This is a genomic window from Streptomyces aurantiacus (assembly GCF_027107535.1).
GTDB lineage: Bacteria > Actinomycetota > Actinomycetes > Streptomycetales > Streptomycetaceae > Streptomyces.
The window spans coordinates 4,980,239-4,999,427 of the sequence record NZ_CP114283.1; the positions used below are offsets into that span (position 1 = coordinate 4,980,239).

Consider the following 19,189-nt stretch of genomic DNA (forward strand, 5'->3'; position numbering starts at 1 on the left):
GAGTAACTTGATCGCATGCAGCTGCGTCAGCTGGAGTACTTCATTGCCATCTGTGACGCCGGTTCCTTCAGCGGAGCCGCTGTCCGGCTGTATGTCACGCAGCCCTCGCTGTCCCAGCAGATCGGCGCTCTTGAGAAGGAGCTTGGGGCGGATCTACTCGAACGCGGCCGCCATGGCATCACGTTGACCCCCGCCGGCCGGGTCTTCCTGTCGCAGGCCCAACGCGCCCTCCAGGCCGTTCAGGACGCCCAGGACTCCGTCCGCCAGGTGGTCGAGGGCCGCAAGGGCGACGTCCACGTGCTGACGGTGAGATCCGTGGCGTCGGGCGTCCTGCCGTCGTCCGCCGCACGTTGGCACTCCCTGTTCCCCTCCACAGTCCTGCGCCTGCATGACTTCTCACACCGTCGCGCCTTGGAGGACGCCGTCCGCAGCGGTCAGGGCGACATCGCCGTAGGGCCACGACCGTCCCCGTGGGAGGGGCCGGTTGTGTCGCTCGGCTATGAGGAGATGGTGGTGATCGGTCCAGTCGGGCACGAGGCGGAGGAGGTTGCCGAGGCCGCTGAGCTGGCCGGTGCCGACTGGGTGCTCTACGAGCCGGAACAGGGCATGAGCGAGGTCGTGGACCGGGTGGCAGCACATCTCGAATTCACGCCACGCGCCGTCGCCCGTACGGGCCAGGTGTCGGCGGCGCTCCTGTTCGCGGTCGAGGGCATCGGAATGACGCTGGCACCCGAGAACGCGGTACCACTGGGGTGGGCCAGGCACGCACGGAGAATCGGCCCCGGGTTCTACCGGGAGCTCGTGGCGTACAGCAGAAAGCAGCCCTCACAGCTCGCGGAACGCTATCGGGACATGCTCACCACTGTTGCGCTGCCGCTGATCGCCGAGGGAGACCTGCCCGAGGGTGCCATCCGCTGCTGATGCCCCAAGGCAGGGCGGCGGTACCGAGCGCCGTGAGCACTGCGGCGACGATGTCCTCGGTAGAAGTAAGGCTATTGACGAGACGCCCAGGAGGCCTCAGCTATCGGGCTGGGCGGCGCGGCCGGCCGGCCGAGATCGATGAAAGCTCGGGCAGCGGCACTGGCGGAGGTGATGAGCGACCCCTCGAAGCTCCGCCCGGGCGCACCGGGCGGAGGGCGGGGATGCCGGCACGCGGGGTCGGACATTCGTGAGGCATTCAGGTAGGCGCAGCCGAATCCGGCCCTCACCAGGTCAACGGCCGCGGGAATGCGTGCGGCGTCGGCCGCGGGGCTACTCGCGGAGTACGCCCCGGACCCGATGCGGTTGCCCTATGCCGTCGTTCGCCCTGCTGCTCCCGACCGCCCTGGTCGCGCTCACCCGCAACCGCAAAGGTGCCGGTATCGAGGCCGCACCGTACCGGCCCCAACGCATCGCCGTGCCCCGGCACGGGCGTTGAATATTCCTCGCCGCCGTACTCACGGGCTTCACCGCCTTCGCCGCGTACGGCGAATTGGACTACCCGGTGCCGACGTTCCTGGTCGGGACGCTGCCCGAGAGCTCGTACCCGCTGGCCGGCGCGGTCGCGTTCGTGGCGTTCACCTCGGGCGCCAACACCCACCCGGCAGCATCGCCGAGGATGCCCCCTCAACCACGTCGATTGCTCAGATGTCTCCAGAGGAGCTTTTCGGCATCACCGTATCCGTTAGTATCTGCGTGACGGATCCAGCGTTGCGGTGGAGGGTCTCGACCGCTCCTGGCGCCCGCTTGCGTCCGCCAGGAACCCGTCAGGTTCACCGTAGGCAGGACGCCAATCCCACTCCTACCGGAAGAAACAGATATGGCAACGCTCCTCTATCGGCTGGGCACTTTCGGGGCCGAACGGTGGCGCACGATGTTGATCGGATGGCTGCTCACCCTCGGCGCAGTGGCCGGCTTGGGCATCTCGTTCGCAGGCACGTTTCAGGACAGCAATTCCATCCCCGGTTCATCTGCCGAAGTGGCGCTGACCAAGATGGACCGGCACTGGCCGGAACCGGCCGGCACGGGTGGCCAAATCGTCTTTCAGGCGCCGTCCGGCCACAGGCTGACCGAGCCCGGGCTGCAGAAGTCCCTCGCAAGCAGCCTAGACGCGACCAGTCGCGTGGACGGGGTGATCGGGGTCAGTAGTCCGGCCGAGGGCGGCGAGGTCTCCAAGGACGAACGCACCGCGGTCGCCCCAATCCTCTTCGACTCCGAGTTGGACGGCGATGCGCCCCAAGCGACGCTCGAGGCCGTCAAGAACGCGGGGGCCGAGGCACGAGGGGCAGGCCTCAAGACCGTGTACGGCGGTGAAGCCTATGCTCCGCAAACGTCGCCCTTCGGTCCTACCGAGATGATCGGCCTCGGGGTCGCACTGGCCGCCCTGGTAATCACGTTCGGCTCGCTGCTCGCCGCCGGCCTCCCGCTGATCACCGCCATACTCGGCGTCGTCGGCACGATGGTCGCCATGATGGGGCTGGCGTCGGCGTTCAACGTGTCCGACAACGCCCCGACCTTGGCGATCATGCTGGGCCTGGCTGTCGGCATCGACTACGCCTTGTTCATCGTCTCCCGCCACCGCGCCCAGCTCGCCGACGGCACTCCCGTCCGGAAGTCCATCGCCAAGGCCACCGCGACCGCCGGCAGCGCCGTCGTCTTCGCCGGCGCCACTGTCGTCATCGCCCTGGCGGGCCTGTCCGTCGCGGGCGTCCCGATGCTGACCTCGATGGGACTCGCGTCCGCCGGCTCAGTCTCGGTCGCCGTCCTTATGGCACTCACTCTGCTGCCCGCCCTGATGAGCATGGCGGGGCACCGGCTTATCCCCAAGCCCCGTTCACGCGCCGCCCGGCAAGCCGGCCGCAGCAGCGTCACGGCCACCCTGGGTGTGCGCTGGACACAGGGAGTACTGCGCCACCCCCTGCGCAACCTGATCCTGGGCACAGTCGCCCTCATCGCCCTGGCGATTCCCGCCATGCAACTCAAGCTCGCCCTCACCGACGAGGGCTCCAACGCCACCACAACGTCCAGCCGCCAGGCCTACGACATCATCAGCGACGCCTTCGGCCCCGGCGCGAACGGTCCCCTGGTCATCCTCATCGAGGACGACGACCCGGCCACCATCCAGTCCACGGCCACCGCCGTCGAGAACAAGCTGAACGACACCGAGGGCATTGCGGATACGAGTGGCGTCGATGTGGCCGAGAGCAAGAAGGCGGCCCGCATCCAGGTCATTCCCACCACCGGACCGCGCACCCAGGAGACCAGCGATCTGGTCTCCCAGCTGCGTACGAAGATGCAGCCCATCGCCCGGGCGCACGGCAGCTACGTGGCGGTGACAGGGCTGACCGCCGTCAGTATCGACGTCTCGTCCAAGCTCGGCGGCGCGCTGGTGCCCTTCGCGATCGTCGTGATCGGCCTCTCCCTGCTGCTCCTGATGGTCGCGTTCCGGTCCATCGCCATCCCCGTCAAGGCGACCGTGGGATTCCTGCTGTCCCTCGGCGCGGCCTTCGGTGCCACCGTGGCGGTCTTCCAGTGGGGCTGGCTGTCCGGCCTGCTCGGTGTGCCGAGCCAGGGTCCCGTGGCAAGCTTCGTGCCCATCATCGTCATGGCCGTGCTCTTCGGCCTCGCCATGGACTACGAGGTCTTCCTCGTGTCCGCCATACGCGAGGACTATGTCCACCGACACGACGCCCGGGCAGCCATCATCGTGGGCGCGCGCAACGCGGCCCGGGTGGTGACGTCGGCCGCGGTCATCATGATCTCGGTGTTCATCAGCTTCCTCTTCTCTCACGACATCGACATCATGCCGATCGCGTTCGCGCTGGCCTTCGGTGTCCTGATCGATGCCTTCCTGGTCCGCATGACCCTCGTACCCGCGGTGCTGGCCCTCCTCGGCGACCGCGCCTGGTGGCTGCCCCGCCGCCTCGACCGGGTCCTGCCGCACCTCGACGTCGAAGGCGAGAACCTCGACGCCCCCGACGCGATCGGCGCCACAGGCAAGGAACCCCACCACAGTGAGCCCATCCCACGATGAACAGCCATCTTCGAGTTCCGGTGGTGTCCCTGAGGAGACGTTTCACTGCCACCGGCCGGACGCGACAACGCCGCTGATCGCCGAAGCCCCGAGCAAGACACCGATGAGATGCATCGATGCACCAGCCGGGACACGCATCGGCCTCCACCAAGACCCTTGACGGCCTCACACGAGTACGCCCAGTCCCCGACTCGGAACAGCGGCGCGGGAGCGGTCAGCCGGTTCGCCACCAGTACCTCGATGACCTGGCCGTGCGTCAGGTCCGCCCGCGAATCCGGTGGCCGCAGCCCGTCGACGATCCCCGCGACGTCCAGCCGACGCAGAAAACTCGGCAGCGACAGGCAGAGCACCCAGCCGCTTGGTCACCACGGACTCAATCACGACCTCCACGCGAGGGCGTTCCGTCCGCCCGGACGACACTCCGGGCCGTCTACGAGACGGTCCTCAAACCAAGCGGTTGGCTGCGGCGACTGCGGGTCGGGCAAGGGCGGCAGAGCTCGAACACGCACTGAGAGGTCGTTTTCTTCCAGTGTTTTATCCCGGAATCAGATGTTTGGTCTGCGGTGTCGGGTCGCGCCAGGAGATGGTGTTCTCGCCGGTGAGGCGGCGGGCCATCAGGTCGGTCATGGCGAGATGGATCATGGCTTCGGAGCGGGCGGGAAGGGTTTCGTAGTCGCGGGCCAGGCGGCGGTGGAGCATGAGCCATCCGTAGGTCCGCTCGACCGCCCACCGCTTCGGGATCGGGGTGAAACCCCTGGTCCCGGGCGTGCGGGCGGTGATTTCCATGTCGATGCCGAGGGTGGCGGCGTGCTCGACGAGGTGCTGGCGGTAGCCGCCGTCGACCCACACCTTGCGGATGCCGGGATGGCCGGCGGCAACCTGGTCGAGGAGCTGAGTGCCGGCCACGGAGTCCTGGACACTGGCCGCGGTGACCAGCACCGCCAGCAGCAGGCCGAGCGTGTCGGTCACGATGCTCCGCTTTCGGCCCACGATCTTCTTGCCGGCGTCGATGCCCTGGCTGGAGGCGTGAACGCTGGAGGAGGTCTTGACGCTCTGAGCGTCGATCACACAGGCCGACGGCTCGGACTCCCGTCCTTCCTTCTGTCGCAACAGCTGCCTGAGCAGACCGTTGAGCTGGGCGAACACACCTTCCTGCTGCCACTTCGTGAAGTAGCCGTAGACCGTGTTCCAGTGCGGGAAGTCGTGCGGGAGGCAGCGCCACTGAACCCCGGTCCGGTCCACATACAAGATCGCGTCCATGATGTCGCGCAGATCATGCTCGGGCGGCCGGCCGAAGTCCAGGGCCCTGCCGCGGCGCTCGAAGCGCCAGGCGGACAACACCGGCTCGACCAACCCCCAGCGGGCATCGGACAGATCACTCGGATACGGACGTCGCGCAGACATGCTTCCGGCATACCGCTCCGGACCAAGTGCGCCCAGGCGCACATCGGTGACGGCAGAAGCACGCAGAAGAACCGGGCGTCCTGGGATGAGACAGGAACAAGCCTCATCCCGCACCGCCCGTCACCCCATCCGATTCACAGGCCCCAATCACTCCCGCTGCCCCTTCCGCACCACAGTCCCACGCCCTGGGAACCGGTTTATATATGAGCAGTACGGATGAAAACGACCTCTGAGAGGTCGTTTTCATCCGTACTGCTCATATATAGACCGGTCCCGCTTCCGTTGGATGTCGCCGACCGCCGGGCCGTGTTCGACGGCGTCGAAGCGCCAGGCGGACAACACCGGCTCGACCAACTCCCAGCGGGTTGAACTTCTTCGGCGCCGTGTGGGTGGCTCAGGCGGGCTGGCCGCCCCGGTCGCAGAGGCTCCGGCCGCTGCAAGGACGGGAGTCCGAGCCGTCGGCCTGTGTGATCGACGCTCAGAGCGTCAAGACCTCCTCCAGCGTTCACGCCTCCAGCCAGGGCATCGACGCCGGCAAGAAGATCGTGGGCCGGAAGCGGAGCATCGTGACCGACACGCTCGGCCTGCTGCTGGCGGTGCTGGTCACCGCGGCCAGTGTCCAGGACTCCGTGGCCGGCACTCAGCTCCTCGACCAGGTTGCCGCCGGCCATCCCGGCATCCGCAAGGTGTGGGTCGACGGCGGCTACCGCCAGCACCTCGTCGAGCACGCCGCCACCCTCGGCATCGACATGGAAATCACCGCCCGCACGCCCGGGACCAGGGGTTTCACCCCGATCCCGAAGCGGTGGGCGGTCGAGCGGACCTACGGATGGCTCATGCTCCACCGCCGCCTGGCCCGCGACTACGAAACCCTTCCCGCCCGCTCCGAAGCCATGATCCATCTCGCCATGACCGACCTGATGGCCCGCCGCCTCACCGGCGAGAACACCATCTCCTGGCGCGACCCGACACCGCAGACCAAACATCTGATTCCGGGATAAAACACTGGAAGAAAACGACCTCTGAGTGGACGTTAAGTCCGTTTCTGGTAGCGGCCTCGTCCGGGCTGGGTGAGGAAGCCTTGGCGGACGAGGCGTCCGAGACGAGCACGGGTGACGTTGACCGATGCCTCGTCGGTGGGCATGCCGAGGAGTTCGTGCAGCTCACGGGCCCGGAACTCCTGGTCGGGGTGCTGGTTGAAGGCGTTCACGATGGCCTGGTAGGCGGTGTTCGTCTCGGGCGGTTCGGGTTCGTTTCCAGCCGGTGCGAGTTCGGCGATGACCTTCTGGGTGGTGGTCAGCTCCGCGAGTCGCGCTTCGGTCTCGGTCAGGGCGGTGGCCAAGTGCTCGATCTGGTCGCGTAGTTCACGGGCCCGGTCCCCGGTCTCGTCGTGCTGGGCCTGGAGGCTGGCCAGGAGCTCGGTGATGTTCACGCGGCCAGCTCGAGGGTGTCGCGCCAGGTTGGACTCGGTGTGGTGAGGCGGCGGGTCATGTTCGCGATGGAGGCCCAGTAGACACGCGAGGTGGAGGTTTCGGGGCGGTGGTCGTACTCGCGGGCCAGGCGGCGGTGCAGCATCAGCGTGCCGTTGACCTGCTCCACGATCCACCTTTTCGGCTGCGGGACGAACCCTTTGCCCTGGTCTTCGGGGTTGCGGCGGACGACCTCGACGTCGATGTCCAATAGGGCCCCGTGGATGATGACTTGGTCCTTGAAGCCCTGGTCCACCAGGGCCTTCTCCAGCCGGTTCCCGCAGCGGTCGGCGACCTGGTCGAGCAGGGCGGTCCCGGCGGCGTTGCCGTGGGCAGAGGCGGCCAGCACCACGACGCCGATGACCAGCCCCAGAACGTCCACGGCCAGTCCCCGCTTGCGGCCCGAGACCTTCTTGTTGGCGTCCAGTCCCGTCGTGGTCTTCGGGACACCCGCGGCCGCGCGTACGGACTGGGTGTCGATGATCACGAGGGACGGGTCCTCTAATCGCTTCGCTTTCTCCCGTACCTGGCAGCGCAGGAGCTCCTGAATCCGCTGGTCGAGCCCGTCCTCACGCCACAGGCCGAAGTAGTAGAACACCGCAGACCAGGACGGCAAGTCGTGGGGCAGATAGCGCCACTGACAGCCCGTCCGGTTCTGATAGAAGATCGCGTTCACGACCTCCCGCAGGTCGCAGGACCCGGGATCTCCGGTCGCCGACCGGGCCACCCGGTCCTGCTTCCAGGCCGTGATCATCGGTTCGATCAACGCCCACTGCTCGTCCGATAAGTCGCTGAGGTACGGCTCTCGCTCCATGCCCGCATCTCAGCATGGACATGCCCAGCAGGTGGCCTGCCCGACGATCAGTACCACGATCGAGCGATCACGAACCGAGGAAGATCGGACTTAACGTCCACTGACAGATATCTGCTGGTTGTTCAGGCACGTACGGCATGTTGGTGCCGTGGGTACCGCCCCCTGACTTCACTTCAACTGAAACGAGGTCGCCAGCGTTCAGCGGTGGACAGGAGCACTGCCGCACCGCTTCCTGGCCCTCCCTGTTGTTGCTGGCTCGATGGCCAGCTACCAAGCTGCCCGGCACTGGTGTGGTGAGACTCGACAGCGACGTCTCCCGTCACGACCAGGCCCGCGGCCGGGCCGACGGGCCAGGCCGGCTGACGCCCCTTCCCCGTCCCGCACCACCTGAACCGCCGAGGCCCCCGGGCCCGGCGGTTCTCGGCCATTGCGGCCGGGCTGCCGGTTTCTACAAGACCGGGCACGCGTGCCGTTGCCATCGTCGGAGCCTTCCATTCCTCCGACGAAGGAGTCTCCATGGCTTTCCAGGGCATCAAGCGCAAGGCCGGCGTCGTCCTCGCGGCCACCACCCTGCTCACCGCCGTGTCCGGCCTCGCCGCGACCTCGGCGCAGGCGGCCCCGACCGCGACCTGCTGGTCCTCGAACAAGCCGAACAACTCCAGCCTGAAGACGACGCTGAAGGGCACCTACAACCTGAAGAAGGGCATCGGCTCGGTCTGCGGCAACGTCCGTTCGGTGAGCGGCGGCACCGTCTTCTACGTGTGGTGCGGCGCGGTCAACCCGGACTCGGGCGTGCTGTGGTTCTACGGCCGCGTCGCCGGCACCGAGGACAAGGGCTACATGTCTTCGGACAACCTCAACTACGACAGCGGCACCTGGAGCTTCTGCTGACCGAGGCAGCCGTCAGCGGCGGGCGGTACGGCGGTACCGTCCGCCCGCCGCTCCCCGGCCGGCCCCGCGGGGGTCGGCCGGCCGGGGAGCAGGACACTGGTGATCCGGCCCGGCAGCCGGTCGAGCGGGGAGCCGGGCAGGGCCCCTGCGCGCAGCCTGAGCAGCGCGGAGGGGCTCAGCCCGGTCATCGCCTTGATGTCGCGGCTGAGGTGGGCCTGGTCGTGGTAGCCGCACAGGGCGGCGGTCCCGGCGGCGGGTGTCCCGCCGGACAGCGCGAGCAGCGCCCGCTGAAGCCGGTACACCCGGGCGACGCCCTTCGGTGACAGGCCGACCTCCTCCTGGAAGCGGGCCCGCAGGTTGCGGGCGCTCCACCCGGTCTCCGCGGTGGCCTCGGCCAGCGAGGGTCCGGCGCCGCGCAGCAGGGACAGGGCGTGGCCGACCTCGGGCGAGAGCTGTTGCCGGCCGGCCTCGAAAAGGGCGGCCAGGGCCTGGTCGAGCAGTGCGAACCGGGCCTCCCAGCCGGGGAGTTCGCGCAACCGGTCGGTGAGCCGCGGCCAGCACGGTCCGAGCACGTCGGCGAGGTCGAGGTAGACGTCGCGGAAGTACCGCATCGGCAGGCCGAGGAGCCGGTAGGCCCCGGTCGGCGTGAGGTTGACCTCCAGGCCGTGCACCTCGCCGCGGTGCACCCCGGTGACGGGGCCGGTGTGCAGTCCGCTGATCATCGCGGCGGGAGCGGGGCGCAGCAGCCCGTCGGTGCCGGTGACGTGGAGGCCGTCGGCGAAGGACAGTACGAGGGTGAAGGTGCCGTTGGGCAGCTCCAGCCGGCGGCGGGGCTCGGGGAAGGCGGTGTGGAATCCCGTGTAGCCGAGCACGTACGGGCGCAGCGCGGGCACGGCCCGCCGACGTACCGATCCCATCCGCGGCCTCCTCGAACGCAGGACGTGCGCACCGGCGGCAGATGATGTCAGCGGGCGGGCGGGGTGGCCAGACCGCTTCCGGCCACCCCGTTCCCGGCCGCGGCCCGGGCGGGCTCGCCGACCTGCTCGGCACCGATCCGGCCGGGGCCGGGACCCTCGCGGTGGACGGCAAGAGCGCCCGGGGCTCGCGCACCGTCACCGGCACGGCCACAACGCCCCAGGCTGACCATCGGACCCGTCACCCAGCGGAGCAAACCCAGTGCGATGAATACAACCATCTCTCTACAGTGCTGTGATGACTGATCAGGAGACGTTGACGTCGCTCCAACAGCGTCGAGCCGTGTGCCCCTACCCGGACTGCGCAACCGGAACAATCATGGACCTGGTCGACCAGCGCATGATCTCTCCAGAAAGCCGCGAGTACGAGTGGAGTGACTTTGGAGAGGGCAAGGGTGCCCTGCCCATTCATCCCCTCCTCGAGTGGACGCAGCAGGAGTGCTGGATCTGTCAGCTGTGCGGTCGCTCGATCCTCGAAGTCATCCAGTGCAAGCGCAACAGCTGGGGCGCGGGCGTTGACATCGAAGAGCTGACGCGGCTGGTGCTCTGGCCCGCTCCCCCGCCACGCGGCCTTCCTCCAGCACGTACCAGAGCGAATTCGCAGCGCGTACGAAGAAGCTTCCCGGGCAGAGAACGCCGGCGCACCGCGGCTCGCCGGCGTGGGGTATCGCTCGGCCGTTGAAGAGCTGTGCAAGGACCAGGGCGCCACCCACCACAACCTGCACGGCAAAATTCAGGAACTCGCGGCCAAAGGCCTGCCCCCCGATGTCATCACCGCTCTCGACGAAACCCGCATCGTCGGAAACGACAGCGTGCACCACGGCGTCGGCTACTCCGCCGACGAACTGGCCGACATCGCTGAGCTGGTTGCCGAAGCAGCGGTACTCCTATACGTCCAGCCCGCGCAGCGCCGCCGCATGGCGGAGTCACGAAAGAAGCGCCACGAGGCCGCCAAACAAAACGGCTAGGCATTGGAGCAACACCCCCAACAGCGGTTCGTCACCCTTGGTGCCAGGCGGCAAATCCCACGTTGGTGACGTATTCGTATTGGCCCCACTGAGCCTTTTCAGCGTTGCCGCTCCAGGGTGAGGACGGCGGCGGCGATTGACGTCATTCGATTCGGGCTACACCAGGCTCTGCGGAAGATGAGCTATGCCTTCAGGCGTGCGATGCCGCGCTCGACCGGTGCCCGTGCTGCGGACAGCGCACGGTTGACAGTCTGTTGGGTGGGTGTGAGCCCGCGGCCCGGCGGGCGTCTGAGGGCCGTCGTCACCCATGGGCCGGCGCCCATATAGGCACGGTCGGCGAGGAGCCGGGTGGCTGCGGCGAGGGCCTGGCGGTCGTACGGGATCGCGAGGCCGGGGACGGCTGCCGTTCATGCCGGCCGCCCGTGGCAGACACGGGCTTGAGGAGACACAGAGACAACAACCTGTGCACTCGTTGCGCACGACACCCCAGGGGCCCCTTCCTTACGCTGGTCAAGATTTTCCGCAGGCCGCGTCTCGAACCCCTGACCCTGGAGACAGCCATGACCCTTGTCCTGAAGGCGGCACGAAGAGCCGGTGCCGTGGCACTTGCGCTCGGTTCCCTCATGTTCCTCTCGCCGTCACCGGCCCAGGCCGTCACGTACGAGGAGTTGCGCAACGACGGGACCGGCAAGTGCCTGGCCATTCCCGGCTCCGACGACGGCAACGGCGTCGCGGCCGTCCAGTGGTCGTGCACCGACAACGCCGATCAGCGCTGGGAGCTGCGTGACAAGGACCAGGGGGACGAAGAGGTCTGGCTCGTCAACAAGGCAACCGGCAAGTGCCTCGGCGCCGCCAACGACAAGGGCATCGTGACCTTCCAGTACACCTGCGGTTCCGGCTCCGAATTCCTCTGGATCCACGACAGTATCGGCCGCCTGCGTCACCCGTACGGCGACTGGTGCCTCGCCGTTCCCAACTCCCAAACTGCCAGCGGCGTCGAGCCGATCCTGTGGACCTGCACCACCAACCAGGACCAGCAGTGGAGCTGATCCGCCCTCAGGCCGCAGCCATGGTCGTCGACGCCGGCCGCAGCTCCATCCGAACGTCCGAGGCGTCCAGGGAGCGGCCCAGGACCTTCGCGACTCAGCGCATGCGGTAGCGCAGGGTGTGGCGGTGAACGCCGAGGTCGGCCGCCACCGCTGCCCGGACAGGCCGACGATCAGTGAACTCTTTCAGCGGTGCCGCTCAAGGGTGAGGACGGCCTTGGCGATTGACGTCATTCGATTCGGGCTGCAGCGGGATCGGCGGAAGATTCGCCAGGACTTCAAACGGGCGATGCCTCGCTCGACGGGCGCGCGTGTGGTGGCGAGTGTGCGGTTGACGGTCCGTTGTGTCGCTGTGAGTTCGCCGCCGGGTGGGCGTTTGAGCCCGGTGGTCACCCACGGTCCGGCGCCTTGGTAGGCACGATCGGCGAGGATCGGGACGCCCTGGCGCTCACAGATCCGGATGATTTTGTGGGTGCGGGCGGCGGTCAGGTCGTGGGCCCGGCCCGGCAGGGCCGGTGAGATCCACAGGATGTCTCCGGTGCGGTCGGTGACGACCTGGACGTTGACGCCATGGCGGCAATGCTTGGCCGAGTAGTCCGCAGTGCCGTCCCCGATGCGGTCGCACTCGGCAAGGGTCCCGTCCAGCAGGACGAAATCGGGGTTGTGCTCCCGCAATACCTTCAGCAGTCCGGGCGCCCGCTCAGCGAGGCGATCCACGGCCCTGTGCACGTAGGCGTGGACGGTGCCGACCGAGACCCCGAAGGCGACGGCAATCTGGGCCAACGACTCGTGCTTACGCAGGTACATCAGAGCGACCAGGGCACGTTGGTGCGGCGGAAGCTTGCAGCGACGGTCACCCTCGCGGGTGACGATAAGCATGGTCAGCCACTCGACCAACGCGTGCGGGAGGTCGAGTACGGCAGGATGGGGAACCAACAGGGCTCCTGTGCCGATGAGTTGAGACTTCGAACACCTCCCTCAACGGCACGGGAGCCCTGTGCGTTGCGGCCCGCTGCCCGTCACTCGATCGATGGCCAGGTGAAAGAGCTCACTGGGATCCGAGGTCGACGACCTGGTCCACCCATGCGTCATCCAGCTCCTGGTCGTCGCCGGCCTCCCCACGCGCGTGGATGCGGTCCCACCGGCGGATGTTCATCGTGCGGAACTCCATTGCACGCTGATGGGGCCGGGCGACGCGCGACTGGTTGACCGGGGGATCTCCACGCGCAGGCCCTCTCCGGTGGCCCTTGCATGGCAGCCACCGCCGGTGATCACACGCGGTCCGTGGTCACAGGAGTCGCTCGGCCCATAGGAAGCCGAGGCCGATCAGACCGGTGCCGATGCCGTAGCAGGCGCCGCGCCACATGTGGGCCAGCGCAGTCCGCCGGCGGCGGACAATCCAGTGCATGGCCGGGCTGCGCGGTTTCATCCCCGCGGCAGGCGGGTGCTGGCTAGGGTGCATGACAGGACGTGCCTTTCTGGGCAGTGTCGTGGTGGAAAGTCCGCCTGGCCGGGGCCTTGGAACCGGTGGCCAGGGCAGGACTCCCCCTCTTCTGTGTCCGGGGCCGGGCGGGTCAGCGTTCCGCGCCGAATTCCCGCAGGCTGGCGACCAGTTGCCGGTCGGGCCGGGCGACGATGACGGACGCGCCGGGTGTGCGCGCGGCGAGCCGGTCGACCTCGCTCTCCAGGCGGTCGCTGGGTGCGAGGGCGCGTGAGCCGTTGGTGCGTACGTAGCGGGCGAAAAGTTCCAGGCCGGTGAGGAACGCCTGGTCGGGCGGGGTGGTGTCGGCCATGGAGTGGGTGAGCTGATGGAACCAGTGCCAGGCCCGCCTCGATTCTCCGAGGGCGAGGTGGTGCAGGTGCAGGCAGTAGGCGGCGGCGCGGCTGCCGGCGCCGGCGGCGAGCTGCCACCAGAACTGCGCGGACTCCTGGTGTCCGGTCAGGTAGAGCAGGCAGGCGAAGACCAGGGCGCCCTCGACGTCCAGCTCGTCCTCGGTCAGCGCTCCGCAGTCCGGGCCTTCGGCGATCTTCGCGACGTGGGTTGCGGCGTCGGGCTCGTTGAGAACCCACCGGCAGACCACACCCAGGCGCTGGGCGGCCTGGGCGGAGCGGGTGACTTCGGTGGTGGGGGTGCGGCGGGAGGCGTCGGCTGCCAGCCGGCGCAGGCCGGCGGCGACGTCGAAGCGCCGCGGTGCGGAGACCGGGATGCGGGCCTCGGCCAGCAGGGTGTCGATGGTGGTCATGATCCTTCTCCCTTCTTGGGCTTCTTCCGGTCGACGGCGGGCAGGCCCAGCCGCAGGCGCAGGCGTTCCTTGGCGCGGCGCAGGTGGTGGCCGACGGTGCGTTCGTCGATCCCGATGTACCAGGCGACTTTGGCGGTGGAGTAGCCCAGGACGTGGCGTAGCACGATCACTTCGAACTGCCGGTCGGGCAGTTCGGCGATCGCCTCGTACAGGCCGCTGCTGGACTCCATCTTCTGCAGCTTTTCCCGGGCCGTGGTCAGCGCCTTGTTCAGCGCCTGGGCGATGGGGCCGTTGATGACGAAGGCCGGCGCCCGCCCCTCCAGTTCCAGGCGGTCGTGGACGGCCCGGCGGACGATCGCCCATGCGCCCTGCTCGAGGTTGCCCGCGCTCAGCAGCTGCGTCCAGCCGGCGTGGATCTCCAGGAAGACCTCGTGTATGACCTCTTCGGCCGCGGCGCGGGTGCCGAAGTGGACTTCCGCGTAGGCGTGGAAGGGCTCCTGGTGGCCGAGGTAGAAGGCCTCGAAGTCCAGGGGCAGTTCCAGCGGCACGTACATGGACTGCGACAGCCCGGCGCCGTACTCCTCAGGCTGGGCGCCGTTCGGAGCGTCGTCGTACCTCACACGTGCCTCCCATGGACAGGGGACATGAGCGAAGATCCTCTCGTGGGGGTTCAGCAGGGACCCGGCGCCAACTCGCCTGCGCCGACAGGCCGTTCGGCCTGACCTCTACCTAAGTGATTTAGAGGCCGGAACACTCATGCGCCCCGCAGAAAATCACTGACGGTTCCCACGCGGCAGCACTGTGCAACCTTCAACAAGCAGCGCTAGCCACCGTGTTCTACGTCACACACCCGCCCCACCCGGCGCACCCACCACCCCACACGCCCCCAACCCCCGCCACACCACCCCGCCGGTAGGTGACCAATCCCCGTGCGGGCGAGGCCAACAGAGCACGTCAGACGGCCGGCTCCGGTTCACCCGCCCGGCGGCCATCCGACGAACGGTCTCCGGATGCCAGCCCTCCCCTGTTTCGGCCGGATGTCTTCGGCCTCCAGGACAGCGGCGGTTCACCCACGCCCCGGAGGGGGAGGGTGCAGGCGCCGCCGCACCGGCTGTATCGGGAGGCGACCCGAGAACGATCCTCGGGCGCGGCGTCTTTAGCTGAGCGGCAAGTACGCCTATTCTGGGAAACTTCTAAGAGTCAAGCGGCTGATGTGATCCTGTACGTCTCGCCCTCTATGGGCTCCGCTTGAAAGTGCTGCGGGCAGCCATTCGGGTCCTTTCGAAACATCAAGCGTCGGGGCGAAATGCTCTAGCTCGCCAACCCTGACTGTAACGATGCCGATTTCATCCAGCGCTGCCAGAAGTTCCTCTGCTGCTTTTGCGCTTTGGCCTCTAAAAGCTCGGGTTCCATAGTTCTTGAGGTCTTCCCATGGATTCCCTTTGAGTCGCATCTGCTCTGTGAACTCGCGTCGCACTGCGGCGGTAAACTGTTCGCCCTCGCGACCTTCGGCGGATCCTTTGAGGGCAGCAAGGACTGTCCCAATGTTTACTCTGTCTGGGGGCTGCCTAAATCGGCTAACTGCCGTGTTGTATAGGATTTCTAGCCTGTGCCAGTCTCCGCCGAATGCTTTGACGAGAGACTTCAATGTTTCCCGATTGTTGAGCACGTCTAGATCAGGTGATGCAACCACAGGAACTTGCACAGCTTTCAAGACCGAGGTGAGCTTCTTTAGATTTGCTTTCCCTCCTGACGGAACAAACAGTACCTCGCTGGCGGGAAATGACTCCGTCGTTCCAGCTTCCTCGCGCTCGGAAAGTGCTGCGGCGTAGAATCTGCAGTCTGCCTCGCCCTCAGCCAAAACGACGAGCCTGTGAAAGAGGCCGTCAAGGATGTTGGTGTATTTGAGTACGGGGTCCTGCCAGATATCGCGCAAAGCTTGGGTAGGCAGCTGATGGGCTCGCGTCGGCCCCATATTGGGTCTGGTGAGCCTGACGATGTTGATGTCCGCGGAGGACTCCAGGACGCCGGCCAAGAGGTTCTTGTCGTGGGTGGCAATGATGACCTGAAGGTTCTTGGAGCGTGCCTGCTCGCCGAGGATCCGCCCGAGCGCCCCGGCCTGTGGCGGGTGCAGGAAGGCTTCCGGCTCGTCGAGGATGACGAGCTGATGCGAGGAGGTCACGATCGGTACGAGAAGCCCGATAAGGCTTTTCATTCCGTCGCCTTGTTCCATCAGCGGTGGAAGTTTCGCCAAGCGCTCGCGGTATTCGCTGCTGATGTGGTCAATCGATGGTGCTGGAATGCCGGTTTCACCGACACGGAGATTGATAGCCCGGCTCAACCTGTCTAGGGTAAGCCTGGTATTGAAAATCCTCTCGCAAATGGTACACAACTCTTCGAGAAGGTCTTCTCTGTCTTGGAGTACGTGGAAAGGAGTTTCAGGTGGATCTGTGAACGTGTTTCGCATCTCGGCAGGCTGAACGTACCCGATACGCGTCCACGCGTCGCCGTAGAATGCAACGAAATCGGTAAGGCCCCTCATTCCTTGCATATCGAATTCACCGTTTAACTGACCCCGAGTGACTTCGGCTCCCGGCCGCTTAGCGAGCTTTTCTCCGTGTCCTCTCGATGAAACATGGGCATGCTTTTCGAGCCAGGACCAAACGCTATTGGGTGTACCTGTCACCGAAGTATCCACTTCATGGACTAGATGCGTTGTAGGCTCCGTCCCCCTGGCTGTCGCACCGTGACGCAAATGCGCCGAGAGTTGCCGAAGTAGGGTCGACTTCCCGCAGTTGTTTGGACCTGTGATAACCGTGACTCCGGCAGGTGGAAACACAACCTCATCACCAGAGGTCAGCATGAGCCGATTCAGGGAAAAGGTGAAGGAAGCGGGACCTGTTTCCGTATTTTGATCGCTAGATTTGATGTGGCAACTCCTTCGGTGTTGAGGTCATCGCAGCCACTGCTCATTGTCTAGTCAAATCCAGAAGCGAGGCTGTTGCGGAGCGTGAGGAAAGCCTGGACGTCATGCGGCGAAGCCGACGTTGGTGACGTACTCGTACTGGCCCCACTGGGAGCCCAGATCGACGACCTGGTCCACCCATGCCTCGTCCAGCTCCTGATCGTTACCAGCCGCCCATGCGGCGACGATGCGGTCCCAGCGGCGGACGTTCATGGTGCGGAACTCCACCGCGCGCTGGCGGGGCCGGTCGACCCTGGACTGGTTGACGGGGTGGACTTCTACGCGGGTGCCGCGGCCGTCGCGGTTGAGGCGGGCGATGAGGTAGCGGGCGACGTTCTCGCGCCGCACGGTCCGGTAGGCCTGCTCGATTGCTGCGAGGTTTTTGCGGGAGGGTGTGCGGGTGCCGGCTGTCCAGGCGCGCAGGGTGCGGTCGGTGACGGTCAGTCCGGCCGCGCGGGCCGCAGCGCGGGCGTGGGTGCTGCGGGTGAGGTAGTGCAGCCGGGCGAGCAGGCCTCGCCGCACGGTAACCGGGGTGGCGATGTAGCCGGCGAGGGCGTCCAGCTGGCGGGCGACGGCTTCGTGGCCTTTGATGCCGTGGGCGCCGTACTTGCCGAACTCGATGTTCCGCTCAGGCATGGTCTCTTCCGAATCCCTCGGGTTGGTGGATCACTGTACGGGCCGGTGAGCACCGTTCTCCCGTCCCGGCGAGGGAATTGACGCCGGGGCGGGTGATCGACGCTAGGAGGCGCTCTCAGGGGTCTCGTTGGCTGTGCTGTCGCCGGTGCCGACGGTGTAGGTGTCTTTGACCTTCACTTCGGTGACGCCGCGGCCTTCGGGGAACACCGCGTGCCAGTCGCCGGTGACGTGCAGTTCGTCGGTGCCCATCGCGCGGACGACCATCAGGCCGTGGTCGTAGGCGCGGTGAGCTTTCCACCACAGGTTCGCGAACGCCTGCGAGCGGATCAGATGCATCCAGTCGGTGCGGTAGAGCTCCCGGTTGTAGTTCGACTCCCCCAGTGTCGAGACGAACTTGGAGTACATCGCCTTCACGTACTCCAGGTGACCGTGTCGTCCTCGCCGATCGCCCGGTCCCGGGCGTCCTTCAGCAGGATGCGGAACTTCTCCAGCAGCCCCTCGGTCGCCCCCGACGTCCAGGACTCGTGGATCTCGGGCGGGTCGCACAGCCCGTACTTCGGGCCGGACAGGCGCAGCAGCAGGCGCAAGGTGGGTTCGGTGACCCACAGGGGGCCCGGCTCGTCGCGGTTGCCGACCGGGTTCGGCAGCACCGCCTCGTGCTCCCACACGGGCGGGGTGATCAGGTGCAGGCCGGCACGGCGGCGGTCGTGATGGTTGCCGGTGGTGTGTTCGAGCTGGCCGAGCGGCAGGTGCGTCTTCAGGGCGGACAGGTAGGCGCCGTTGATGTCCAGCGCCGTGATCTCGTGCTCGCCCGCGGGGAGCTCCGGCCGGCTCCACTTCGGGCGGGCCTCCCAGACCTGGTCGGCACCGCGCGCGGTCTGCTTGCGCAGGATGTCCGGCAGCCACGGATGCGCGACCACGTCGTAGCGGCCACCCTTGCGGGTGTGATCCAGCAACGCCATCGCGTCCGGGATCGCCCGCTTGATGAGCGCGGCCGTCGCTGCTTCGACATCGCCGGCGTGCTCGGCGAGCGCGGCCGCCACTGCGGAGCCGATGAGGTCCGGGGTGTCGGAGGCCGCCTGCACCCGGCGGCCGACGGGAACAACCTTCACGCTGGACGCCGCCCGGCCCGGCTTCCCGGCGGGCACCGGCTGCCGTGAGGCTGTGCGGGGCGCGGGCTTCTCCGGCTGCGCGGGTACGGGGACGCTGGTGCCGCACTCGGCCAGGTCCAGGTGCTGCGGGATTCCTTCGACTTGGTGCCGGGCCGGCTGCCCGCACAGCACACACGGCTGAGGCACGGCCAGAACGTCGACGTCGGCGTCGTCCATGTCGACGGTCTGGTCCGCTTCCGCCGGGCCGTTGTCGCCCGGGCCGGGGTGGTCGGCAGGTGCTTCCGCGGCGGCCGAAGGGGCGTCCAGTTTGGTGCGGGCTCCCTCGAGGAAGTACGCGTACGTCTCCCGTACCTCACCGCTCGGCTCCCGGCCAGACTCCCAGCCCCCCACCGCCGACGCACTCACCCCCAAGGCCTGAGCGAGCTGGGCGCGGGAGAGGTGCAGCGCCTCGCGCAGGGAGCGCCGCTCCTCGGCGGGCGGCAGCAGAACCTCCTGCCTGGCTCCGGCGATCAGGGCGTCGATCGCGTCGAAGTCCGCCATCACACTCCTCCGTCCGCAGTCACCGCGCGTGCGGTAGGGGCGGGGCGGCCGGGCACGCGACGGGGTCAATGGCCCGGAGCGGGCCGGGTCCGGCTCGTGGGGCAGGTAAAGCACG

At 67.3% G+C, this 19,189-nt stretch carries 17 protein-coding genes and 5 pseudogenes; 8 read left to right on the forward strand and 14 right to left on the reverse strand.

The window, feature by feature from the left end; genetic code table 11:
- Window positions 1–15: 15 nt before the first annotated feature.
- The 3 genes from O1Q96_RS24045 (at window position 16) to O1Q96_RS24055 (ending at window position 4,012) form a co-directional block, all read left to right on the forward strand.
- Window positions 16–921 carry a LysR family transcriptional regulator gene (locus tag O1Q96_RS24045; RefSeq protein ID WP_269250165.1) on the forward strand — a complete coding sequence of 302 codons (906 nt, stop codon included), beginning with the start codon at window positions 16–18 and terminating at the stop codon, window positions 919–921.
- A gap of 370 nt (window positions 922–1,291) precedes the next feature.
- Complete coding sequence (locus O1Q96_RS24050) at window positions 1,292–1,417, forward strand: hypothetical protein (RefSeq protein ID WP_269250166.1); 126 nt, start codon at window positions 1,292–1,294, stop codon at window positions 1,415–1,417.
- Between the two features lie 381 nt (window positions 1,418–1,798).
- Entirely contained in the window at window positions 1,799–4,012 is a 2,214-nt protein-coding gene (locus O1Q96_RS24055) for an MMPL family transporter (protein WP_269250167.1), read from the forward strand.
- A 534-nt stretch (window positions 4,013–4,546) separates the two neighbouring features.
- Here the strand turns inward: O1Q96_RS24055 and O1Q96_RS24060 are convergent.
- A complete protein-coding gene (locus O1Q96_RS24060) occupies window positions 4,547–5,416 on the reverse strand; it encodes an IS5 family transposase (protein ID WP_269249893.1) in 870 nt (289 codons plus the stop codon).
- A gap of 425 nt (window positions 5,417–5,841) precedes the next feature.
- On the opposite strand from O1Q96_RS24060, the pseudogene O1Q96_RS24065 reads away from it, so the two are divergent.
- Window positions 5,842–6,417 (forward strand): annotated as a pseudogene (locus O1Q96_RS24065) (transposase); the annotation flags it as partial.
- A gap of 32 nt (window positions 6,418–6,449) precedes the next feature.
- Here the strand turns inward: O1Q96_RS24065 and O1Q96_RS24070 are convergent.
- Both O1Q96_RS24070 and O1Q96_RS24075 read right to left on the reverse strand, forming a co-directional pair.
- Entirely contained in the window at window positions 6,450–6,848 is a 399-nt protein-coding gene (locus O1Q96_RS24070; protein ID WP_269250168.1) for a hypothetical protein, read from the reverse strand.
- The gene (locus O1Q96_RS24075; protein ID WP_269250169.1) at window positions 6,845–7,699 is read right to left on the reverse strand and encodes an IS5 family transposase; all 855 of its coding nucleotides are present in this window, start codon (window positions 7,697–7,699) and stop codon (window positions 6,845–6,847) included. The genes O1Q96_RS24070 and O1Q96_RS24075 overlap by 4 nt, the downstream gene beginning before the upstream one ends.
- A 516-nt stretch (window positions 7,700–8,215) precedes the next feature.
- On the opposite strand from O1Q96_RS24075, the gene O1Q96_RS24080 reads away from it, so the two are divergent.
- Window positions 8,216–8,590, forward strand: coding sequence for a hypothetical protein (locus O1Q96_RS24080; protein WP_269250170.1), 375 nt, complete (start codon window positions 8,216–8,218; stop codon window positions 8,588–8,590).
- Here O1Q96_RS24080 and O1Q96_RS24085 read toward each other — a convergent pair.
- Entirely contained in the window at window positions 8,560–9,507 is a 948-nt protein-coding gene (locus O1Q96_RS24085; RefSeq protein WP_269250171.1) for an AraC family transcriptional regulator, read from the reverse strand. The two genes, O1Q96_RS24080 and O1Q96_RS24085, sit on opposite strands and share 31 nt — an antisense overlap.
- A 47-nt stretch (window positions 9,508–9,554) precedes the next feature.
- Complete coding sequence (locus O1Q96_RS24090) at window positions 9,555–9,785, reverse strand: hypothetical protein (RefSeq protein WP_269250172.1); 231 nt, start codon at window positions 9,783–9,785, stop codon at window positions 9,555–9,557.
- A gap of 17 nt (window positions 9,786–9,802) precedes the next feature.
- Here O1Q96_RS24090 and O1Q96_RS24095 point away from each other — a divergent pair, with 17 nt between their 5' ends.
- Together O1Q96_RS24095 and O1Q96_RS24100 are read left to right on the forward strand one after the other, a co-directional pair.
- Window positions 9,803–10,246 (forward strand): hypothetical protein, encoded by a 444-nt coding sequence (locus tag O1Q96_RS24095; RefSeq protein ID WP_269250173.1) that lies wholly within the window; start codon window positions 9,803–9,805, stop codon window positions 10,244–10,246.
- On the forward strand, window positions 10,224–10,532 hold the full coding sequence (locus O1Q96_RS24100) for a DUF4145 domain-containing protein (protein WP_269250174.1): 309 nt from the start codon (window positions 10,224–10,226) through the stop codon (window positions 10,530–10,532). The genes O1Q96_RS24095 and O1Q96_RS24100 overlap by 23 nt, the downstream gene beginning before the upstream one ends.
- Window positions 10,533–10,630: 98 nt before the next feature.
- On the opposite strand, the pseudogene O1Q96_RS24105 reads toward O1Q96_RS24100, so the two are convergent.
- A pseudogene (locus O1Q96_RS24105) lies at window positions 10,631–10,876 on the reverse strand (transposase family protein); the annotation flags it as partial.
- A 216-nt stretch (window positions 10,877–11,092) separates the two neighbouring features.
- Between O1Q96_RS24105 and O1Q96_RS24110 the strand changes: the two are divergent.
- On the forward strand, window positions 11,093–11,581 hold the full coding sequence (locus O1Q96_RS24110; protein WP_269250175.1) for an RICIN domain-containing protein: 489 nt from the start codon (window positions 11,093–11,095) through the stop codon (window positions 11,579–11,581).
- A gap of 7 nt (window positions 11,582–11,588) precedes the next feature.
- Here the strand turns inward: O1Q96_RS24110 and O1Q96_RS24115 are convergent.
- The 8 genes and pseudogenes from O1Q96_RS24115 to O1Q96_RS24145 form a co-directional block, all read right to left on the reverse strand.
- Window positions 11,589–11,774: pseudogene (locus O1Q96_RS24115) on the reverse strand (helix-turn-helix domain-containing protein); the annotation flags it as partial.
- Window positions 11,765–12,514, reverse strand: coding sequence for a transposase (locus O1Q96_RS24120; protein ID WP_269250176.1), 750 nt, complete (start codon window positions 12,512–12,514; stop codon window positions 11,765–11,767). The pseudogene O1Q96_RS24115 and the gene O1Q96_RS24120, both read right to left, overlap by 10 nt.
- 112 nt (window positions 12,515–12,626) lie before the next feature.
- Window positions 12,627–12,817 (reverse strand): annotated as a pseudogene (locus tag O1Q96_RS44590) (transcriptional regulator); the annotation flags it as partial.
- 335 nt (window positions 12,818–13,152) lie between these two features.
- Window positions 13,153–13,821, reverse strand: coding sequence for a hypothetical protein (locus O1Q96_RS24125; RefSeq protein ID WP_269246324.1), 669 nt, complete (start codon window positions 13,819–13,821; stop codon window positions 13,153–13,155).
- The gene (locus O1Q96_RS24130) at window positions 13,818–14,441 is read right to left on the reverse strand and encodes an RNA polymerase sigma factor (protein WP_269250177.1); all 624 of its coding nucleotides are present in this window, start codon (window positions 14,439–14,441) and stop codon (window positions 13,818–13,820) included. The genes O1Q96_RS24125 and O1Q96_RS24130 overlap by 4 nt, the downstream gene beginning before the upstream one ends.
- Before the next feature lie 557 nt (window positions 14,442–14,998).
- Window positions 14,999–16,363, reverse strand: coding sequence for an ATP-dependent nuclease (locus O1Q96_RS24135; protein ID WP_269250178.1), 1,365 nt, complete (start codon window positions 16,361–16,363; stop codon window positions 14,999–15,001).
- A 486-nt stretch (window positions 16,364–16,849) separates the two neighbouring features.
- On the reverse strand, window positions 16,850–17,422 hold the full coding sequence (locus tag O1Q96_RS24140) for a transcriptional regulator (protein ID WP_269250179.1): 573 nt from the start codon (window positions 17,420–17,422) through the stop codon (window positions 16,850–16,852).
- A 102-nt stretch (window positions 17,423–17,524) separates the two neighbouring features.
- Window positions 17,525–19,074, reverse strand: a pseudogene (locus O1Q96_RS24145) (helix-turn-helix domain-containing protein).
- Between the last annotated feature and the right edge of the window lie 115 nt (window positions 19,075–19,189).

Excerpts from the sequence above, each read along its gene's own strand:
- O1Q96_RS24045 (WP_269250165.1), top strand. The coding sequence starts at position 16 with ATGCAGCTGCGTCAGCTGGAGTACTTCATTGCCATCTGTGACGCCGGT.
- O1Q96_RS24050 (WP_269250166.1), top strand. The coding sequence starts at position 1,292 with ATGCCGTCGTTCGCCCTGCTGCTCCCGACCGCCCTGGTCGCGCTCACC.
- O1Q96_RS24055 (WP_269250167.1), top strand. The coding sequence starts at position 1,799 with ATGGCAACGCTCCTCTATCGGCTGGGCACTTTCGGGGCCGAACGGTGG.
- O1Q96_RS24060 (WP_269249893.1), bottom strand. The coding sequence starts at position 5,416 with ATGTCTGCGCGACGTCCGTATCCGAGTGATCTGTCCGATGCCCGCTGG.
- O1Q96_RS24075 (WP_269250169.1), bottom strand. The coding sequence starts at position 7,699 with ATGGAGCGAGAGCCGTACCTCAGCGACTTATCGGACGAGCAGTGGGCG.
- O1Q96_RS24080 (WP_269250170.1), top strand. The coding sequence starts at position 8,216 with ATGGCTTTCCAGGGCATCAAGCGCAAGGCCGGCGTCGTCCTCGCGGCC.
- O1Q96_RS24085 (WP_269250171.1), bottom strand. The coding sequence starts at position 9,507 with ATGGGATCGGTACGTCGGCGGGCCGTGCCCGCGCTGCGCCCGTACGTG.
- O1Q96_RS24090 (WP_269250172.1), bottom strand. The coding sequence starts at position 9,785 with ATGGTTGTATTCATCGCACTGGGTTTGCTCCGCTGGGTGACGGGTCCG.
- O1Q96_RS24095 (WP_269250173.1), top strand. The coding sequence starts at position 9,803 with ATGACTGATCAGGAGACGTTGACGTCGCTCCAACAGCGTCGAGCCGTG.
- O1Q96_RS24110 (WP_269250175.1), top strand. The coding sequence starts at position 11,093 with ATGACCCTTGTCCTGAAGGCGGCACGAAGAGCCGGTGCCGTGGCACTT.
- O1Q96_RS24125 (WP_269246324.1), bottom strand. The coding sequence starts at position 13,821 with ATGACCACCATCGACACCCTGCTGGCCGAGGCCCGCATCCCGGTCTCC.
- O1Q96_RS24135 (WP_269250178.1), bottom strand. The coding sequence starts at position 16,363 with ATGAGGGGCCTTACCGATTTCGTTGCATTCTACGGCGACGCGTGGACG.
- O1Q96_RS24140 (WP_269250179.1), bottom strand. The coding sequence starts at position 17,422 with ATGCCTGAGCGGAACATCGAGTTCGGCAAGTACGGCGCCCACGGCATC.